Source organism: Solibacillus sp. GQ1, from assembly GCF_059758555.1.
The window spans coordinates 579,469-597,629 of record NZ_JCAXEX010000001.1 but is presented as its reverse complement, the minus strand read 5'-3'; the positions used below and the strand labels follow the sequence as shown (position 1 = coordinate 597,629).

At 39.4% G+C, this 18,161-nt stretch carries 22 protein-coding genes; all 22 read right to left on the bottom strand.

Annotated elements, in window-relative coordinates; genetic code table 11:
• Positions 1-102 precede the first annotated feature (102 nt).
• The 22 genes from AC6CH1_RS02785 to AC6CH1_RS02680 all read right to left on the bottom strand — a co-directional run bounded on the left by AC6CH1_RS02785 (position 103) and on the right by AC6CH1_RS02680 (position 18,151).
• Entirely contained in the window at positions 103-654 is a 552-nt protein-coding gene (locus AC6CH1_RS02785; protein ID WP_427710915.1) for a hypothetical protein, read from the bottom strand.
• Positions 655-666: 12 nt separating this feature from the next.
• Positions 667-978 carry an RNA polymerase subunit sigma gene (locus AC6CH1_RS02780; protein WP_251689289.1) on the bottom strand — a complete coding sequence of 104 codons (312 nt, stop codon included), beginning with the start codon at positions 976-978 and terminating at the stop codon, positions 667-669.
• Positions 979-990: 12 nt separating this feature from the next.
• Entirely contained in the window at positions 991-1,761 is a 771-nt protein-coding gene (locus AC6CH1_RS02775) for a FliA/WhiG family RNA polymerase sigma factor (protein ID WP_079525256.1), read from the bottom strand.
• Between the two features lie 143 nt (positions 1,762-1,904).
• Complete coding sequence (locus AC6CH1_RS02770) at positions 1,905-2,273, bottom strand: multidrug transporter (RefSeq protein ID WP_498316248.1); 369 nt, start codon at positions 2,271-2,273, stop codon at positions 1,905-1,907.
• Entirely contained in the window at positions 2,273-2,776 is a 504-nt protein-coding gene (locus AC6CH1_RS02765; protein WP_498316247.1) for a chemotaxis protein CheD, read from the bottom strand. Before AC6CH1_RS02765 ends, AC6CH1_RS02770 begins: the two co-directional genes overlap by 1 nt.
• Positions 2,773-3,411: a chemotaxis protein CheC gene (locus AC6CH1_RS02760; protein WP_251689295.1), complete on the bottom strand. Its 639-nt coding sequence runs from the start codon at positions 3,409-3,411 to the stop codon at positions 2,773-2,775. The genes AC6CH1_RS02765 and AC6CH1_RS02760 overlap by 4 nt, the downstream gene beginning before the upstream one ends.
• Positions 3,412-3,475: 64 nt before the next feature.
• Positions 3,476-3,922 (bottom strand): chemotaxis protein CheW, encoded by a 447-nt coding sequence (locus AC6CH1_RS02755; RefSeq protein ID WP_427710925.1) that lies wholly within the window; start codon positions 3,920-3,922, stop codon positions 3,476-3,478.
• A 20-nt stretch (positions 3,923-3,942) separates the two neighbouring features.
• Positions 3,943-6,039: a chemotaxis protein CheW gene (locus AC6CH1_RS02750; RefSeq protein WP_498316246.1), complete on the bottom strand. Its 2,097-nt coding sequence runs from the start codon at positions 6,037-6,039 to the stop codon at positions 3,943-3,945.
• Positions 6,040-6,056: 17 nt separating this feature from the next.
• Positions 6,057-7,196 (bottom strand): protein-glutamate methylesterase/protein-glutamine glutaminase, encoded by a 1,140-nt coding sequence (locus AC6CH1_RS02745; RefSeq protein WP_498316245.1) that lies wholly within the window; start codon positions 7,194-7,196, stop codon positions 6,057-6,059.
• Complete coding sequence (locus AC6CH1_RS02740; RefSeq protein ID WP_498316244.1) at positions 7,197-8,075, bottom strand: MinD/ParA family protein; 879 nt, start codon at positions 8,073-8,075, stop codon at positions 7,197-7,199.
• Entirely contained in the window at positions 8,059-9,249 is a 1,191-nt protein-coding gene (gene flhF / locus AC6CH1_RS02735) for a flagellar biosynthesis GTPase FlhF (RefSeq protein WP_251689304.1), read from the bottom strand. The genes AC6CH1_RS02740 and flhF overlap by 17 nt, the downstream gene beginning before the upstream one ends.
• Positions 9,246-11,279 carry a flagellar biosynthesis protein FlhA gene (flhA, locus tag AC6CH1_RS02730; RefSeq protein ID WP_251689306.1) on the bottom strand — a complete coding sequence of 678 codons (2,034 nt, stop codon included), beginning with the start codon at positions 11,277-11,279 and terminating at the stop codon, positions 9,246-9,248. Before flhA ends, flhF begins: the two co-directional genes overlap by 4 nt.
• Positions 11,280-11,302: 23 nt before the next feature.
• Entirely contained in the window at positions 11,303-12,397 is a 1,095-nt protein-coding gene (flhB, locus tag AC6CH1_RS02725; RefSeq protein WP_251689308.1) for a flagellar biosynthesis protein FlhB, read from the bottom strand.
• 1 nt (position 12,398) lies between these two features.
• Positions 12,399-13,175: a flagellar biosynthetic protein FliR gene (fliR, locus tag AC6CH1_RS02720; RefSeq protein WP_251689310.1), complete on the bottom strand. Its 777-nt coding sequence runs from the start codon at positions 13,173-13,175 to the stop codon at positions 12,399-12,401.
• A 4-nt stretch (positions 13,176-13,179) separates the two neighbouring features.
• Entirely contained in the window at positions 13,180-13,449 is a 270-nt protein-coding gene (gene fliQ, locus AC6CH1_RS02715; RefSeq protein WP_079525230.1) for a flagellar biosynthesis protein FliQ, read from the bottom strand.
• 13 nt (positions 13,450-13,462) lie between these two features.
• Positions 13,463-14,128, bottom strand: coding sequence for a flagellar type III secretion system pore protein FliP (fliP, locus tag AC6CH1_RS02710; RefSeq protein ID WP_251689312.1), 666 nt, complete (start codon positions 14,126-14,128; stop codon positions 13,463-13,465).
• Positions 14,125-14,808, bottom strand: coding sequence for a flagellar biosynthetic protein FliO (locus AC6CH1_RS02705; protein WP_427710938.1), 684 nt, complete (start codon positions 14,806-14,808; stop codon positions 14,125-14,127). Before AC6CH1_RS02705 ends, fliP begins: the two co-directional genes overlap by 4 nt.
• Positions 14,809-14,812: 4 nt before the next feature.
• A complete protein-coding gene (locus AC6CH1_RS02700) occupies positions 14,813-15,175 on the bottom strand; it encodes a response regulator (RefSeq protein WP_008403273.1) in 363 nt (120 codons plus the stop codon).
• Between the two features lie 22 nt (positions 15,176-15,197).
• A complete protein-coding gene (gene fliY, locus AC6CH1_RS02695) occupies positions 15,198-16,481 on the bottom strand; it encodes a flagellar motor switch phosphatase FliY (protein WP_498316243.1) in 1,284 nt (427 codons plus the stop codon).
• Entirely contained in the window at positions 16,474-17,469 is a 996-nt protein-coding gene (gene fliM / locus AC6CH1_RS02690; RefSeq protein ID WP_413077777.1) for a flagellar motor switch protein FliM, read from the bottom strand. The genes fliY and fliM overlap by 8 nt, the downstream gene beginning before the upstream one ends.
• Before the next feature lie 45 nt (positions 17,470-17,514).
• On the bottom strand, positions 17,515-17,940 hold the full coding sequence (gene fliL / locus AC6CH1_RS02685; protein ID WP_251689321.1) for a flagellar basal body-associated protein FliL: 426 nt from the start codon (positions 17,938-17,940) through the stop codon (positions 17,515-17,517).
• On the bottom strand, positions 17,930-18,151 hold the full coding sequence (locus tag AC6CH1_RS02680; RefSeq protein WP_251689323.1) for a flagellar FlbD family protein: 222 nt from the start codon (positions 18,149-18,151) through the stop codon (positions 17,930-17,932). The genes fliL and AC6CH1_RS02680 overlap by 11 nt, the downstream gene beginning before the upstream one ends.
• Positions 18,152-18,161 lie beyond the last annotated feature (10 nt).

Below are 18,161 nucleotides of genomic sequence, written 5' to 3'. Positions count from 1 at the left end.
GCTACCCGTAGACTTACGAGCACCACTTACTACATCAAAATACGTGTGTATTGTTAACACCGCTTGTAACTATATCATAATGGCCTTTCAAGTGCAACTACTTTACGCATGAAACTTTACGAGGAGTTCAATTTCCGTTTTTCCGCGTCCCATCATTCTCGCAATTTCTTCGATTGTTTTCCCGTTGCGATAATGATTAATTACTTGCTGTTCAAATGTCAGGTTTTGCTCTTGGACGGCATTGTCATCAGAAAGTGGTTCAGCTTTTACTAATGCTGCATCGTTCTTTTCTTCAACATGCTGCTGTGTCTTTTGCTTTTGATAGGCACTTGCTGCTTGCTTGACCGGTACGAATTTGCGCGGTTCCAGTTCCTGTTCTTTTACCGGCTGCTCTTTTAAAGTCAATGAAGTCTCTTCTTTACGGGATTGTGCCGTCTTTTGAGCAACATTCGGTTTTTTCAATTCACTGATTAACCGGTCATTCTCTTCTTTCATCTCCATTAAATATACACTAATCGCATTGTCCATTTCATTAATCAGTTCATTTTGGCGCTTTTCTAAATTCTGAAACTTAGAAAGCTTACTATATAAAAGAACAATAACAAAAATCGTAATCATTTGGATAAGAAATAAGGTAATTATAACTGCGATCATAGATGACTGCTCCTAGCCACTAAAGTCAAAAAGATTCCCTTTAAACGGGTGCTGCACTTTTTGATCTAGCTGTTCCTTATTTTTCTTGTTTTCCTGCATTGGCTCTTGCCCGCTTTGGGAAGCCTTTTCCTGTTCCTCATCATTGACTGCGTTCAGATGCTCTGTTTCATTGACGGATAATTGTTTGCGTTCCAGTTCCCTGTTCAATGCTTCATTTGCATGCATTTGCTGCAGGATTGTATTTTGTTGACGCTGATCCGCCAATTTCCCTGCCTCAAATGTTTTAGGAATTGCAATCTGCAATTCCAGGCCCTTTAAGCTCATAACGCCGCCTCCTTACGTATTGATCATTTCCGAAGACAATAATTTACGTAATTTAAACAATGCTTTTGAGTGGATTTGCGAAATTCTTGATGTCGACAGTTCCAGTATTTCACCGATTTCGGTTAATGTTAATTCTTCCGAGTAAAATAAACTGATGACAAGTTGCTCTTTTTCATTCAGCTTTTTAATATTTTCAGCCAAATCGCCCAGTAGCTCTACATGAACGGTTTGCTGCTCGGGTGTTTTCGTATTGTCATCACGGATAACAAAGGACTTGCCTTCCGATTCTTCCTGGTCCAGCTGCTCATTGATGGACAGCACATTCGAGAAAAAGTGTTCCTGGAAAGTTTGGTATACTTCTTCGACCGGCAAATTCATATGTGCTGCAACTTCTTCCGGTGTCGCATGTCGCATCAGCTTTTGCTCAAGGGATTCGATTTGCGATTCAAGCTTTTTTGCTTTTTCACGTGCCGATCTCGGGAGCCAGTCCTCTTTACGTAAACCATCAAGAATAGCACCACGTACACGGAATGAGGCATACGTATCAAATTTTAAATCTCGGTTTATATCAAATTTATTTAACGCATCAAACAGCCCCATCATCCCAAGACTCATTAAGTCGTCTCTGGAAATGTTTTTCGGAAGCCCGACAGCGATACGCTGTACATGATACGATACGAGTGGTTTAAACTTCTTTATTAATAAATCGCCTGCTTCGGGATCACGGTTCTTTGTCCAACGAACCCATAATGATTGTTCGTCTCTATGCCTTTGTTCTGTCAAACATACCCACCCCTTTATTTGAAAAGTAACATTCTTTGAGTTAATTATACCAAAAAGCCTTTTAATATACATTTAATCCAGTCATTCGACACAGGATTTCCTTATATTCCGCTAAATAAAAAAGAGCCGGATATACGACTCTTTTACCGTGTAAGGGATTCATCGCTTTGAAGCATCGAACGAACGACTTGTGCAATTTCTTCCGTATTCTCATCTTCAACTTCCATTGTTGTATGATCGCTTTGCGGAACAGTTTGTGTTTTATCCGTCTCTTTCGCAACTACAGGCAGTTCCTCTTCTGTTTGTGACAAAACAGGTGCTTCCGGTGTATAAAATACATACCCAAGGAAGTAACGGATAAGAAACATTAAACTAAATGCAATGACAGAAATGACCAAAGCGGCGCCAATCGTCGGCAGTGGCATCGCATACGGATTTTGAATTCCAGCGATAAAATATACAGCGAATGAAAGTAGTGCTGCCCAAAAATTATAAAATATTGAACCAAACATTAAATTTCACTCACTCCTTTATTGACGGTACGTACCTGAAGCATGCATGTATCAGGGTTAAACTCGATAGTACGACCGCTGTTGCCGCCCGTATCTTCAGCGATAAGCGGTATGCCCAGTTCTTTTAACTGTGCTTTTACAGCTTCCACATTTCTTGGCCCAATTCTCATTGAATCTTTATCTGCAGTAAATTGGAACATTTGCGCACCACCCGCAATTTTCGCCTTCAACTTAAAGCGTTGCGCCCCTTCTTGTTTTAAAAGATCGACTAAAGCGGCAATTCCCGTATCGGCAAATTTTGCGACATTCATTGTTGCCGTTCGATTTAAACTGGAGTCCGGCAGCATGACATGGACCATACCTGCAACTTTTTTGGAATCATCGTAAATGACCGCACCTACACAAGAACCTAATCCCGACGTACGAATCGTTTTAGGAACTTTCACGATATCCATTTGCGCAATGCCTACTTTAATCACTTCGTTTGAATGGGTAACTATCATGTCGTGGGCACTCCTAATGCTTTAAAAATGGCTTCAAATGAATCAGGTTCTGGTAACAGGAAGAACTGTCCTTTTACCGCTTCATCATCTGACATGACTTCTTCATATATGGATGTGTTAATGACGATGACCGTATCACTTACTTGTGATAGTTCAATAAGTCCGATACTAATAATTGCGCCAAACATATCGACACTTAATCCAGGTACTGTCGGAAAGATTTTAAGACCTGTAAAATCCGATAATGCGGATAAATAAGAGCCGGATAAAATATTGCCCATTTCCTGCATTGCCGATAAGCCAATTTCCGAATATGGCGGTGTGTGAAAATCAAAAGATTCGTCATGAATGAGACTTCGAATAAATCGGTTTGCCTGTTCAATCGGCAAAATGAAAAACATGCTTCCTTGTGCATCCCCTTCAATACGAAGATAAATGCCGACGACAGCATTTTCCGATCCGCCAGCGAGCTCCATCATTTCATTAAACGAGGCCATTTTCACGTCGGGTACACGCATATCGATCTTTTTTCCCAATAAATTCGATAATGCCGTAGCCGCATGTGCAGCACCAATATTTCCGATTTCCTTTAAAACATCTAAATGGAGCAACGTAATTTTTTCATTAAAGCTCATTTTCAATCCCTACTTTAATAGATTCCAGGCAAGCGAGGCTCACCCGGAAAATTATTCATTGAAATTAATCTATCGGATTTAATACTTTATCTAAGTGAAGTAAAATTAATAAGCGGTTTTCCAATTTTGCGACACCTGCGATAAAATCTTCTTCTAATGAGCCAACCACTTCAGGCTGCTGTTCAATGGAAGATGCATCAATGTCCAAAACATCATTCGCTGAATCTACAATAAAACCGACTTCCATCGTTTCCAGTGCAATAATAATAATTCGGGTTGTTTCTTCGTTACCTGAAACCGGCAAGTCGAAACGTTCACGTAAATCGATGACAGGTGTTACAACACCCCGAAGATTAATGACACCTTTTACATAACGTTCTGTTTTCGGTACACGAGTAATATGCATTAACTTTTCAATTCCCTTTACGTGCGAAACAGGAATAGCATATTCTTTATCTGCTAATTGAAACACAATTACTTTCAAGTTTTTTTGCTCTGTTGCATTCGTCATTCTTCACACCTCTTATCCTTTTACTTCATCAGTGCGTTACAGTCTACAATTAACGCCACTTTTCCGTTTCCTAATATCGTTGCACCCGAGATTGCAAAAATATTTGTTAAGTAGTTACCTAATGATTTCAATACAATTTCCTGCTGACCGATAAAGGAATCGACTACTAAACCAGCTAATTTATCACCTTTACGGACAATTACAACTGAATGGAGGCCATCATCATTTTGTACAGCGCGCGGTACTTCAAAAATTTCTTCCAGGAATACAAGCGGTACAACTTTACCACGGAAATCGATTACTTTTTGATTATGTGCGTTTAATATGTCTGATTGACGGATAATCGATGTTTCAATAATAGACGATAACGGAATTGCATAAATTTCATTTTCAATTTCTACGAGCATGACTGAAATAATCGACAGTGTCAGCGGTAATTGAATTGAGAAAACAGAGCCGACATTTTGAGTCGATTCAATCGAAATATTGCCGCCTAATGATTCGATTGTTGTTTTAACAACATCTAAACCGACACCACGGCCCGATACATCCGAAATGACGTCGGCTGTTGAGAAACCGGATGCCATAATTAACTCGTTAACCTGTTTGTCTGTCATCGTTAACGATTGTTCTTTTGTAACAATTCCTTTAGACAGCGCTTTTGCTAATACTTTATCGCGGTTGATCCCTGCTCCATCATCTTCAATCTCGATGAATACATAGTTTCCACTATGATAAGCACGAAGTTCTACTGTTCCTTCTTCCGGTTTACCTTTTGCACGGCGTACTTCCGGACTTTCGATCCCATGATCAACAGAGTTGCGGATCAGGTGAACTAACGGATCTCCGATTTCATCAATTACTGTACGGTCTAGCTCTGTTTCTGCACCGACAATATTAAGTTCGATTTTTTTGTTTAAATCACGCGACAATTGGCGTACCATTTTCGGGAAACGGTTAAATACTGTATCTACAGGAACCATGCGCATCGTTAAAACGATATTTTGCAGATCACCCATTGTACGGCTCATACGTTCAACTGTCTCATTTAGTTCTCCATGATTTACATCACCGGCGATCGATAAAAGACGGCCGCGATCAATTGCAAGCTCTTCAAATAAGTTCATCAATATATCAAGGCGCTCAATATTCACACGAATCGTCTTACTCGATGCATGCCCGGATTTACTAGTATTGTTTTTAGCTGCCGCTGTTTTTGGCTGTTCCTCAGATACAGCAGTTTCAGTTTCCTGTACTGCAGGCTGTGGCAGTGCTTCTTCTGCAGGTACTTCAGTTGCCGTAGTTTTTGTAACAAACATATCTCGGTCTATTTTATTGACCACTACACGATCAACTTCTGATACTTTCATCAGCATCTTTTGCAAATCTTCAGCTGACTCTTTCGAAATAAAGGCAACGTGGAATACACTATCAAACTGTTCTTCTTCCAATTTATCTACTGTCGGCGAAGATTTGATGACATCTCCGTTTTTCTCCAGTATTTCGAATACCATGAATACACGAGCTGCTTTTAATAAACAATCTTCACGTAAAGCCACTGTAATTTCATATGCATTGAATTCTTGTTCAGATGATTGCAGAATGACCGTTTTTTCAAAATCATCATAGGTTAATTTCAATTCCAATGCTTCAGCTGGCTGTTCGATTTCGTTGGCTACCATTGCTGCAGCAACTTCCTGGCCTGAAATTGGTTCTTCTGAAACGGCAGTTGCCGGTTCACCTGCTTCAATACGCTTAAGCTTTTCCACTGTCGCTTGCACATTGCGTTTTCCGTCACCACCATCTGCAATGTCGTATACCATTTCTTCTAAATGATCCACAGATTCAAATACAACATCCAAAATCTCTGCGTTCACTTTAATTTTACTGTTGCGGATCGCATCCAGAATATTTTCCATTTTATGTGTTAAGTCGGCTAAATCTTCAAAGCCCATTGTTGCTGCCATACCTTTTAAAGTATGTGCCGAACGGAAAATCTCTCCGACAATCGTTAAATCTTCCGGATTTTTTTCCAATTCCAATAAGTGTTCGCTGCACGCTTGTAAATGCTCTTTACTTTCTTCAATGAACATTTCCAAATATTGATTTAATTCCATTTAGAGGGCACCCCTTTTTAAGGCATATATTTCATAATTGTTTGGGCAATATCATCAACATCCGCCACTTCATCTACAAGCTGCGTTTCCACGGCAGCTTTTGGCATTCCATATACGATACATGTTTCTGCTGACTCGGCAATAGCCGTGACATTCCCTGTTTTCTTTAGTGAGACTAGTCCTTTTGATCCGTCATAGCCCATTCCCGTCATAATAACGGCAATTTTATCGAACTCCGAGTACTGGCTGACGTCTTCAAACATGACGTCTACAGACGGGCGATGGCCTGCTCTTGGCGGTTCCTGATCATCAAGTACAACTGCAAATGATGATCCGATTTTTCTTAATTTAAGATGATAGCCACCCGGCGCAATATAGGCTGTTCCCTTTTGCAGCAGGTCGCCTTGTTCTGCTTCTTTTACATGAATTTCGCTCAACTGATCGAGTCTTGCTGCCAACGATTTTGTAAAGCCTGCAGGCATATGCTGCACGATTAAAATTGGTGCACCCACATTAGCGGGAATTTTCGTAATGACTTCCTGTAAAGCTCTAGGACCACCAGTTGAAGTCCCGATTAAAATGATTTTCTTCGAAGTTTTGCTCCACTCCGTCTGTTTAATCGGCACATCGATGTTGACAGTCGGCTTTGTCAAACTTCTTAATTTTGATTCTTCCTTGTCGAAAGGATGACGGATCGCTTGACTTGCGACTGTCGATTTACGGAATGGTTTTTTCAATTTTGAAACTGTTACTTTAGATGCCTCTTCCACTTTTCGTACAAGTTCATCCTTAATTTTATGTAAATCCAATGAAATGGAACCGCTTGGTTTAGCAACAAAATCGACTGCTCCGTACTCCATTGCCATTAATGTATTTTCTGCTCCGCGCTTTGTCGTACTTGAAAGCATGATGACAGGTAATGGATACTTCTGCATAATTTCTTTTAACGCTTCCATCCCATTCATTTCCGGCATTTCCACGTCCATTGTCACGACATCGGGTTTAAGCTGCTCGATTTTTTTAATGGCGTCTTTCCCATTGCGTGCAGCCCCGATGACTTCAATATGCAGATGGTCTGAAAAAAAATCGCTTATTAGCTTCCGCATAAAGGCGGAATCATCAACAACCAGCAGTTTGGTTTTCTGTAAGTTGCTCATTTACTCACGCCCTCTCGAAAAGATGCTTTTTAATTTTGATATAAATTTCATAGACTCGTTTGTTGCATGCACTTCTTTCATTACTGCCTGCGTTGTTAAAAATTGCTCAACAACTTTTTTCATCGTTTTTGTAATTGGGGCATCAGGATACAGCACTGTAAATAAGGCTTGCTGACGTACCGCTTGACGCACAACAGGATCTTCCGGCAGCGACCCTAAAATTGATACTTCCTTCTCTAAAAAACGCTGCATCACTGTTTTTAGACGCTGTGTCGTATCTTGCCCTTCCTCAACTGTATATGCACGATTGCCTAACAGATAAAACTTCTTCATTGGATCTTTTAGATGGATAAATTTCATCATAGAATAAGCATCCATAATGGACGTCGGTTCAGCTGTAGAAATAACGATAATTTCTTCAATGGATGTTAATAGATCGAGCGACCAATCAACAACACCTGCTCCCATATCAAATAAGACAAAATCATAATTTTTCTGCAATGTTTCAAAAGCCGTGATTAGACGGGCAAAAACATCTGAAGACCACTCCATTAACGACGACATACCTGAACCGCCGGAAATATAGCTTACCCCCTCGTTTGTTTCGCATAAAACATCTTCAAGCGGTACTTGACCATCGAGGTAATCTTTTAAACTATATTTCACGGAGCTTCCTATGAGAATGTGTACATTGCCCATGCCAATATCCATATCTAAAACGACTACCTTTTTCCCTTTTTTTGATAAAAGGGTAGCGAAGTTTGTCGTAAAATTACTTTTTCCTACTCCGCCTTTTCCACTGACAACTGCAATTGATCGCCCTGGCTTATGTTCACTTTCCAGCATTTTCTGGCGTAGTTTTTCAGCTTGGTCTTTCATCCGTATTCTCCTCGAAGAAAAGTTCTAGTAAATTATCACTATTTGGTTGTTCAATATCTTCTGGTACTTCTTGACCATTTGTATAATAAGCTAGTCCTTTATTATATTTAATCATTAAATTAAACATAGTGCCAATAGAATTTGTTTCATCAAGCTTCGTAAAGATAAATTTTTCAATGTGCAAGTTCGTAAATTGTTCAATAATTGCTTCTAAGTCTTTTTGCTTAGACGTTAAAGATAAAACTAAGTAGGATTCTACTTGTTCGCTAAATTGTATTAATGATTTTAAATCATCTACATATTTCGCTTCTTTATAGTTTCTTCCGGCCGTATCAATAAAAATTAAATCCAAATGATCAAACTTTTTGATCGCCTCAGCATAATCTGTTGCATTATAAACAACTTCAACAGGTGCCTGCAGCAATGCAGCATACGTTTTCAATTGTTCGATTGCGGCGATACGATACGTGTCTGTTGTAATAAAGCCGATTTTCTTTTTCTTTTCAAGGACAGCGCGTGCTGCCATTTTCGCAATCGTTGTCGTTTTTCCAACACCTGTTGGACCTAACACATTAATGTATTTTTTCTCATATGAAATTCCGCTGATCGGCAAGTCATACAATTCTTTTCTTAAATAGTCTTTGGCAACTTCCTGCATATCGTTCCATATGATTTGCTTGCCATGCTCGTTATAATACATAAAAAGCTCATCACTGATTTTTGTGATAAGCTCCTCTCCAAGTTCCTGCTCACGTAGAAAGTCGATAAATGGTAAGAGTTCATCAGGATATTGAGATTGTACCGACATACGTTGCATCGATTGCATCATCGATTTTAAATCTGCAATTTCTTTGATCAGGTTATCAGGCAAGCCGGCAGAATCGCCTTGCGGAACTTTTTTATGTTGTTCCACAGACGAAGCTGCTTCGCGGATCCCTTGCTCTTTCAATTGCGGCGCAAATGTCGGAATGTCTTCTAAAGACGGCAATGAAGGTTTCTTTTCCACCTGGTCATATCCTGCCACGACTTCATAGCTTTTATTTTTTACTAATCCAAAAAACTTTTTCGTCACGACGACTTTCGAATTCAGAATAACTGCATCTTCCCCTAAATCGGCGCGAATTTGTTTCATTGCCTCAGCAATGGAAGGTGCATTGTATTTTTTCATCTTCATTCAACATTCACCACCCCTACACTTTGAATTTCAACGGCTGCATCCAATTCGTTATATGAAAGAATCGGTACTTGCGGGAAATAACGTTCTGTTAATTGTCTTATATACAGACGCACAGCTGGCGAACATAAAATAATTGGCGACTGTTCCGTATAGGAAACACGCTCCACTTCTTTTGCAATAGCTTCCAATACGAATTGCGACTGCTGCGGATCCATTGCTAAATAATTTCCATGGTCTGTTTGCTGAATGCTGTCAGCTACGAGTTTTTCCACTTTTGCAGATACTGTGATAACTTTCAATGCTTGTTGGCCGTTAATAAATTGAGATGTAATTTGTCTAGCCAATGCCTGTCTCACATATTCTGTTAAAATATCGGGATCACTAGTAAGCTTTGCATAATCTGCTAATGTTTCGAATATAATCGGCAAATTACGTATTGAAACATTTTCACGCAATAGTTTTGCCAATACTTTTTGTACTTCCCCTATTGATAATGGTGTCGGAATTAGATCGTCCACTAAAATCGCATGGGTTTCGCGTAAATGATCGATCAGTTGCTTCGTCTCTTGACGGCCAAGCAGATCGTGGGCATTTGCACGGATAATTTCGGTTAAATGTGTAGAAACAACACTTGGCGGATCGACAACTGTATAGCCGAACATTTCGGCATCCTCTTTTACTGCTTCTGTGATCCATTTTGCAGGCAATCCAAATGATGGCTCGATTGTATCAATACCATCGATTGAATTATCATCCCCTGGGCTCATTGCCAAATAATGATCCAGCAATAATTCTCCTCGTGCCATTTCATTTCCCTTTATTTTAATCCGGTACTCATTTGGCTGCAGTTGGATATTGTCACGAATACGGACAATCGGTATGACAATCCCAAGCTCCAATGCAAGCTGACGGCGGATCATAACTACTCGGTCCAGTAAATCCCCACCTTGAGCTGCATCCACTAACGGAATTAATCCGTAGCCAAATTCAAACTCAATTGGATCGACATTTAATAAATTAATAACATTTTCCGGACTTTTCATCGTATCCGAAGCAACTTCCTCTTCGAATTCCATAATTTCTTCCGGCGTTTCTTCCTTTTTACGATCCATTAAGAATGCGCCAACCGCTAATGCTACTGCAATCGGAATTGTAATCCAGTCTGGAATCGGTGTGAATAACCCGAGCAGGAGAATTGTACCGGCAGCTACATATAGAAGCTTGGATTGTGCAAATAACTGGGCTGTAATATCTGAACCAAGATTTCCTTTTGAAGCGGCACGTGTTACAACAATACCTGTTGCAGTCGAAATTAATAATGCCGGGATTTGCGATACAAGTCCGTCACCGACTGTCAGCATCGAATATTTCGATGCGGCTTCACTAAAGCTCAGCTCCATCTGAAGCATACCGATAATCATACCGAAGAGTAAGTTAATACCAACCATAATGATTGAGGCGATCGCATCCCCTTTAACGAATTTCGTCGCACCATCCATCGCTCCGTAGAAGTCTGCTTCTCCGGATACTTTTTCACGGCGTTCGCGTGCTTCCTTTTCCGAAATCATTCCGGCGTTTAAATCTGCATCAATACTCATTTGTTTACCAGGCATCGCATCCAAAGTAAAACGCGCAGCAACTTCCGCAACACGTTCCGAACCTTTAGTAATAACGATAAACTGGATAATAACTAATAATAAGAAAATAACTAAACCTACTAAAATATTACCGCCTGTTACGAAATTACCAAATGTCTCTACTACTTTACCTGCGTCACCTTCCGCTAAAATAGCACGTGTCGTAGATACAGACAATGCCAGACGGAACAGCGTTAATAATAGAATGACAGTCGGGAAAATCGAGAAATCGAGCGCTTCCTTCATATTCATTGAAGTTAATAATACGAGTAGTGCCAATGTAATATTGATAATAATTAAAAAACTGAGTAGCCAATGTGGAAGAGGGATAATGAGCATCGCTACAACCATAATCACTGCAGCTAAAACCCCTAAGTCGCGTATTTGCATTGTTGTCCCTCCTGAAATCTATGTCAAATTTTGCGTTTGATCCGGTATACATATGCAAGAACTTCGGCAACAGCTTTGAAAAACTCTTCCGGTACAGCCTGGCCGATTTCAACCTGGTCATACATCGCACGGGCAAGCGGACGATTTTCTACCATAATGACATCATGTTCTTTTGCAATAAGTTTAATTTTCTGTGCGACAAAATCGGTCCCTTTTGCTACAACTTTTGGCGCATCCATCATATCTTCATCGTATTTTAATGCAATGGCAAAATGGGTCGGGTTTGTAATGACAACATCTGCAGCAGGTACATCCTGCATCATTCTGCGCATTGCCATTTCCCGTTGACGCTGTTTAATTTTCGACTTGATCAGCGGGTCGCCTTCTGCATTTTTATGCTCATCTTTAACATCCTGTTTCGACATCTTCAATTGCTTTTCATACTCATGCCGTTCATAAATGTAGTCAAACAATGCAATGAATACGAGCATAATCGAAGCGGCAATTCCCATGATTGCCGACAAGTATGCTACTGTGGCCAAAATTTGTGCCGGACTATGTAAAGCAAGCGATAATACATCTTCCAAATATATAATAATGACAACGGTAGTTACGGTCCCGATTAACGTTACTTTCAATAATGATTTAATTAAATTGACAATCGCTCGTACAGAAATAATCTTTTTGATCCCTTTAATCGGATCCATTTTTTTCAAATCTATTTTTAGTGTCTCTGTTGTAAAAAGTAAGCCAAACTGAAAAAAGTTAGCTCCAATACCTGCAATAATGGCAATGACCATAATCGGCAGAACGATAATTGCCATTTCTTTAATGGATTCAACATACATATCCATTACGGTTTCAGCGTTCAGCGTTTCTATTAACATATTGCGGTTAAGTGCTTGTAGTAAAAAATCTCTCATTCCTTCGTACATGAATGGTGCAAAGAAAAGTAAAAAGAAAAATGACAATAGCAGTAATACGGCGGCTGTGACATCCTGACTTTTTAATACTTGTCCTTTTTTACGTGAATCCTGCCGCTTTTTCGGTGTTGCTTTTTCCGTTTTTTCACCTGCAAAAAACTGAAGGTCAACGTTGATCAATAGCTTTTTATCCATGTTAGCCACCACCTAAAATAACCATTAAGTCACGTAAAGAAATAATCATAAATTCAATTAGCTCCTTCATAACTCCTACTAATACACCCATTGTCACCATCAATACTAGAAACCCTACTGCAATTTTAATCGGGAATCCGATTACAAATATATTCATTTGCGGTACCGTTTTCCCTGTAATACCTAACGCTAACGTTACTAAAAATAATGTTGCAACTATTGGAGCTGACATTTGAAATGCTATGGCAAAAACAGAAACAAATATTTTTATAATAAACAGTGGGGTCCCTTCTTCACCGAAATTCGGGAAAAACTGATCCATCGGCATAAACTGATAACTATAAAAAATCCCATCTAAAATTAGATGATGACCATTTATTGAAAGCAATACTAAAAGCATTAAAAAGTTTAAAAACTGCCCCATTAGCGGAGACTGGGCACCTGTTTGCGGATCGATAATATTCGCCATCGCAAACCCCATCTGGAAATCGATAAATCCGCCCGCTATTTGAACAGCGGAAACGATAATCATCGCAGCCAATCCTAGCATCAGCCCGATAATTGCCTCTTTTAAAACGAGCAGCAAATAGAAAGCATTAATTTCAAACGGTTCAATATTAAACGTATAATACATCATCCACGCCAAAGCGACAGCCAATACAATGCGCACTTGCGGGGGGATTGTACGATATGAAAATAAAGGGATGGAGACGAAAAATGCAGAAACACGTACTAAAATTAATAGCAATATTGACAAATTCGGTAGTAATTCCGTCATTTTCTCACCCAATATACCGAACTAGGTTATTTAAAATGTCGTGAAAGTAGTCCGTCATCTTGCTGATCATAAACGGACCAAAAAAAATAATCGCCACTAATACCGCTACGATTTTAGGTACGAACGCCAATGTTTGTTCTTGAATGGAAGTTGTCGCCTGAAATATACTGACTATTAAACCGCTGACAAGTGCGATTAATAGTAAAGGTCCCGAAACTATCAATATCGTGAATACTGCATTCTCTGCAATTGCAATGACCATTTCCTGTGTCACTTTATATCATCCCCTAAAAACTTTGAAGTAAAGATTTCATCACTAAATACCAACCATCGACGAGTACAAATAATAAGATTTTAAATGGCAGTGAAATCATTACTGGAGGCAGCATCATCATCCCCATTGACATCAGTGTACTTGCGACTACCATATCAATAACTAAAAACGGAATGAAGATCATAAAGCCCATTTGAAAAGCTGTCTTAATTTCACTTAACGCAAATGCGGGTACGAGCAGCGTCATCGGAATTTCCTCGATGGAATCCGGATACTCTGCCTGATTATATTCGATAAAAAGTTCTAAATCTTTTTGCCTTGTGTGCTGAGACATAAATTGTTTGAACGGAATCGTCGCCCGTTCATATGCCTCTTCCAAATTAATTTCTTCATCAAAGAGCGGCTGTAATGCCTGCTCGTTTACTTGCTGGAATGTCGGAGCCATAATAAAGAACGTTAAAAACAATGCCAACCCGATAATTACCTGGTTGGGAGGCATTTGGTTCGTGGCAAGGGCTGTCCTAGTAAACGACAGAACAATGACGATACGCGCAAATGAAGTCATTAATATTAATAGACTCGGCGCTAACGATAGTACAGTTAACAGGAATAACAGCGTAACGGACGTGGATACATTCCCCGGATCACTTTCAGAAAACACGGAAAGAATTTCGTTCATCGATCATCACGCTCCTGTTCTTTCCACCGCTCAAGCTCGTCACTTCGTTGCTGCTTGATTTTACCGATTTTTTCATTGAACAAATCATTGAATTTAGGGCTTTCCGAAATATCCTGAGGGCGCTTTTTTTGTGAAAATTTATTAATTAATTGAGCTATATATGGTGAAGTATTCACCATGCTCTGCTTAGTTTCAATTTGATTTAGTAAATGGTCGATTTCTTCTTCGGATTCAATTTCCTTCAGAAGCTGAATGTTATCGCCGACACCAACTACATAAACTCGTTTACCAATTAGTAATAATTGTACAGACTTTTGCTGTCCTACAGACAAGCCACCGATATTTTTAATAACGGCATTTTGTTGATAGTTGAAGTTACGCTTATTTAAATACTTTAAAATGAACAATAATAGCCCTATGACGAAGACAAGTGCTATTAAAACTTTAAGATAATCCCAAAATCCAATACTAACGGATGCCGAGTCAGTTTGTTCTGCGTCGGCATCCGGAGTACTCTCATCTGAAATTTTTTCTTCTGAACATACTTCAGGGTTTTCATTACAGTTTTCGTATACGTTACTTACCATCGCAAAAGTTCCATTTGAGATTGGTGTAAATAATGCCGTCATCAATACAATTCCAACAGCGATCCAAAATCGAAATGATTTTTTTGCTTTCATCAGATCAACCTAAAGCTTTTTGAATCGCTTCGATTACGCGATCAGCTTGGAAAGGCTTTACGATAAAGTCTTTTGCACCTGCTTGAATCGCATCGATAACCATAGCTTGTTGGCCCATTGCTGAACACATAATAACTACCGCGCTCGGATCCGTGCCTTTAATTTCTTTTAATGCTGCAATGCCATCCATTTCAGGCATTGTAATATCCATTGTTACTAAATCCGGACGTAATTCATTGTACTTTTCAACCGCTTGAATTCCGTCAGCTGCTTCTCCTACTACTTCAAAACCATTCTTCGTTAAAATATCCTTGATCATCATGCGCATGAATGCTGCATCGTCAACAATTAAAATCCTTTTAGACATAATCTAATTCCTCCAATTAAAACTATCTAATATTGTTCAAGCGATCTGCCTGACTTAAAATATCTGTGATGCGAACACCGAAGTTCTCATCAATTACTACAACTTCACCTTTTGCAATTAACCGACTGTTTACTAAAATATCTACAGGTTCACCTGCAAGCTTATCTAATTCAATAATCGATCCGCTCGATAGTTCAAGTATTTCTTTTACTGAACGTTTAGTACGTCCCAGCTCAACTGTTACTTGCAATGGAATATCAAGCAGCATATTTAAATTGCGCGCTTCTGCCTGTGTAATATTTGGCGATTCGAAGCTTGCAAATTGAGCTTGCTGTACATTTGCCGGTGGTGCTGTATAAGCAGGCTGCTGATAAACTGGCTGTTCATATACAGATTGCTGTTGCTGATACGCTTGCTGCTGCATCGGTTGCTCATGCATTGGCTGCTGATAGACCGGCTGTTGTACTGGCTGCTCATAAACTGGCTGCTGAACCGGTTGTTCAAACACAGGTTGCTGTGCAGTCGGTTGTTGTGCCTGCTGCGTTGGTTGCTGTTGTGTCGGCTGAACTGGTGTAGGCTCCACTGTTGTTGTTGCAGTAAGAGGCTCATCAGTTTCTCCCATTAATGACTTTACTATCTTTTTACTAAACTTTAAAGGTAGTAATTGCATTAAATTCGAATCGATCAATTCACCGATACGCAATCTGAATGAAATTTTCACTAATAATTCATCTGTTGGGATCGTTTCCGTACCCTCATCTTGTGAAATATTCAGTAAATCAATTGTCGGCGGTGAAATATCAACCTTTTGGTTAAATACTGTTGACATGGATGTGGCAGCTGAGCCCATCATTTGATTCATCGCTTCTTGAACAGCACTTAACTGAATTTCACTTAATTCTGGTCTTGGATTAACTCCATCGCCACCCAGCATTAGATCTGCAATAATTGCAGCATCCGATTGTTTAATTACGAGAAGATTCATTCCTGAAAGACCCGTTGTATACTCTACTTGTACAGCAACATACGGATGAGGGAATTCCTGTTCTAAACGGTTACGATTAATCATTGAAATACTAGGTGTTGTTATATCTACTTTTTGACCTAGTAATGAAGATAATGCAGTAGCAGAACTGCCGAATGAGATATTACCTACCTCACCTAATGCATCAATTTCTATCGGAGTTAAGTGATCCTCAACTTTAATTTCTTTTTCCGGATTTGCTGTATTTGCAGAAAAATCCTCCAGCGTTTCGCCCCTTAATAGAGCCTCAATTTCTTCTTGGGAGAGCATTTCATCACTCATCTTCGTCTCCTCCTTTCAAAGGGTCGATAATTTGAACAGCCATTTTATTATTCAATTTCCCTGGCTGAACGGTAAATTTCGGTAAACTGCCGACTTTCAGTGTTAACGGATTTTCAATTTTTTGATTTAACGGAATGACATCACCGACAGCCATTGTCAGGAAATCTTCAATTGTGATGTCTGCCGTTCCTAACTCTGCAATAACCGGTAATTTTGCCTGTTTCACACGTGTTTCAAGCATTTTTGTTTGCTCCGGTGAAATTTCTTTCGTATTTGTCTGCATCCAATAGCGAACAGATAAATTCGGAACGATCGGTTCTAGTACAACATGCGGAATACAAATATTGATCATCCCTGTCGTTTCCCCGATAATTGTATTAAACGAAATGACAACAACCGTTTCATTTGGTGAAATCATTTGTAAAAACTGCGGGTTTACTTCCAATTCCACAAGCATCGGATCGATTTCAGCAACGTTCTCCCATGCTTCACGTAAATTATCAAAAGAACGTTCAAATAAATTTGTCATGATTTTCGTTTCGATTTCAGTTAAATTGTCGACATTGCTATGACTTCCCCCTGCTCCGCCCATCAATCGATCGAGCATCGAATAGGCAATGTTCGGGTTGATTTCCATTAAAATATTGCCATCTAAAGGCGGGACCTCAAATACATTGATTAATGTCATGTTTGGGATAGAACGAACAAATTCTTCAAACGGAATTTGGTCCACGGATGCAACTGTTATTTGAACATAGCTTCTTAACTGTGCAGAAAAGAATGTTGTTAACAGTCGCGCAAAGTTTTCATGTATACGGGTCAAACTTCGGATTTGGTCTTTTGAGAAGCGCAGAGCCCGCTTAAAGTCATATACTTTAACTTTTCGTGTTTCATCTTCTTTTTTTATGTCTTCTGCAGACATCTCTCCGGTCGATATCGCCGATAAAAGCGCATCAATTTCGGATTGCGACATTATATCTCCTGCCATTTGCCCACCTCCATTTCAAAAATTAAAATTGTGTAGTACTGATGATTACTGAAGTACGTATGAAGTAATATACACTTGCGTAACTTCCCCTTCTTGCATTAACTCATTTACTTGAGATTTAATTGCATCCTGGAATGTAATTTTCCCTTGCTTGCCTTCTAAAGCTTTCTCTTCCATTTCAGAAAGTTCTTGGATCACGATATTTTTTACTTGGAAGTCTCGTTTAAACAACTCTTCACCAGCTTTTTTATCTGATGCCTGAATTTTTAATGTAATTCGAACAAAACTTCCATCTGCCAAGTTCGTCGTAATCTCAGGAATGTCTACCGATGACTCAATGATTTCATCAATCGTTGGACCATCTGGCTTCTCTTTGTCGAGCTGTGTCAATAACACAACTACAATAACACCGAATAATGTAATCGTCACTAATATAATTAGCATAATTGTTAATAGTTTATTATTCTTCATCTTCTTCACCTCTAAGGTGCGGGTTAGATAAAACTTGGACATTCTGATAAAATGTCCTCACTTTTTGCCGTACCTGTTCTTCAGTCTCTAACACAATGAATTTACGTCCAGTTGTCAGCGTAATTTGTGTGTCCGGAAATGCTTCAACTGTTTCTATGTATAAAGCATTTAAAGTAAATGCTTTACCATTAAGGCGAGTCACCTCAATCATTAAAATAGGG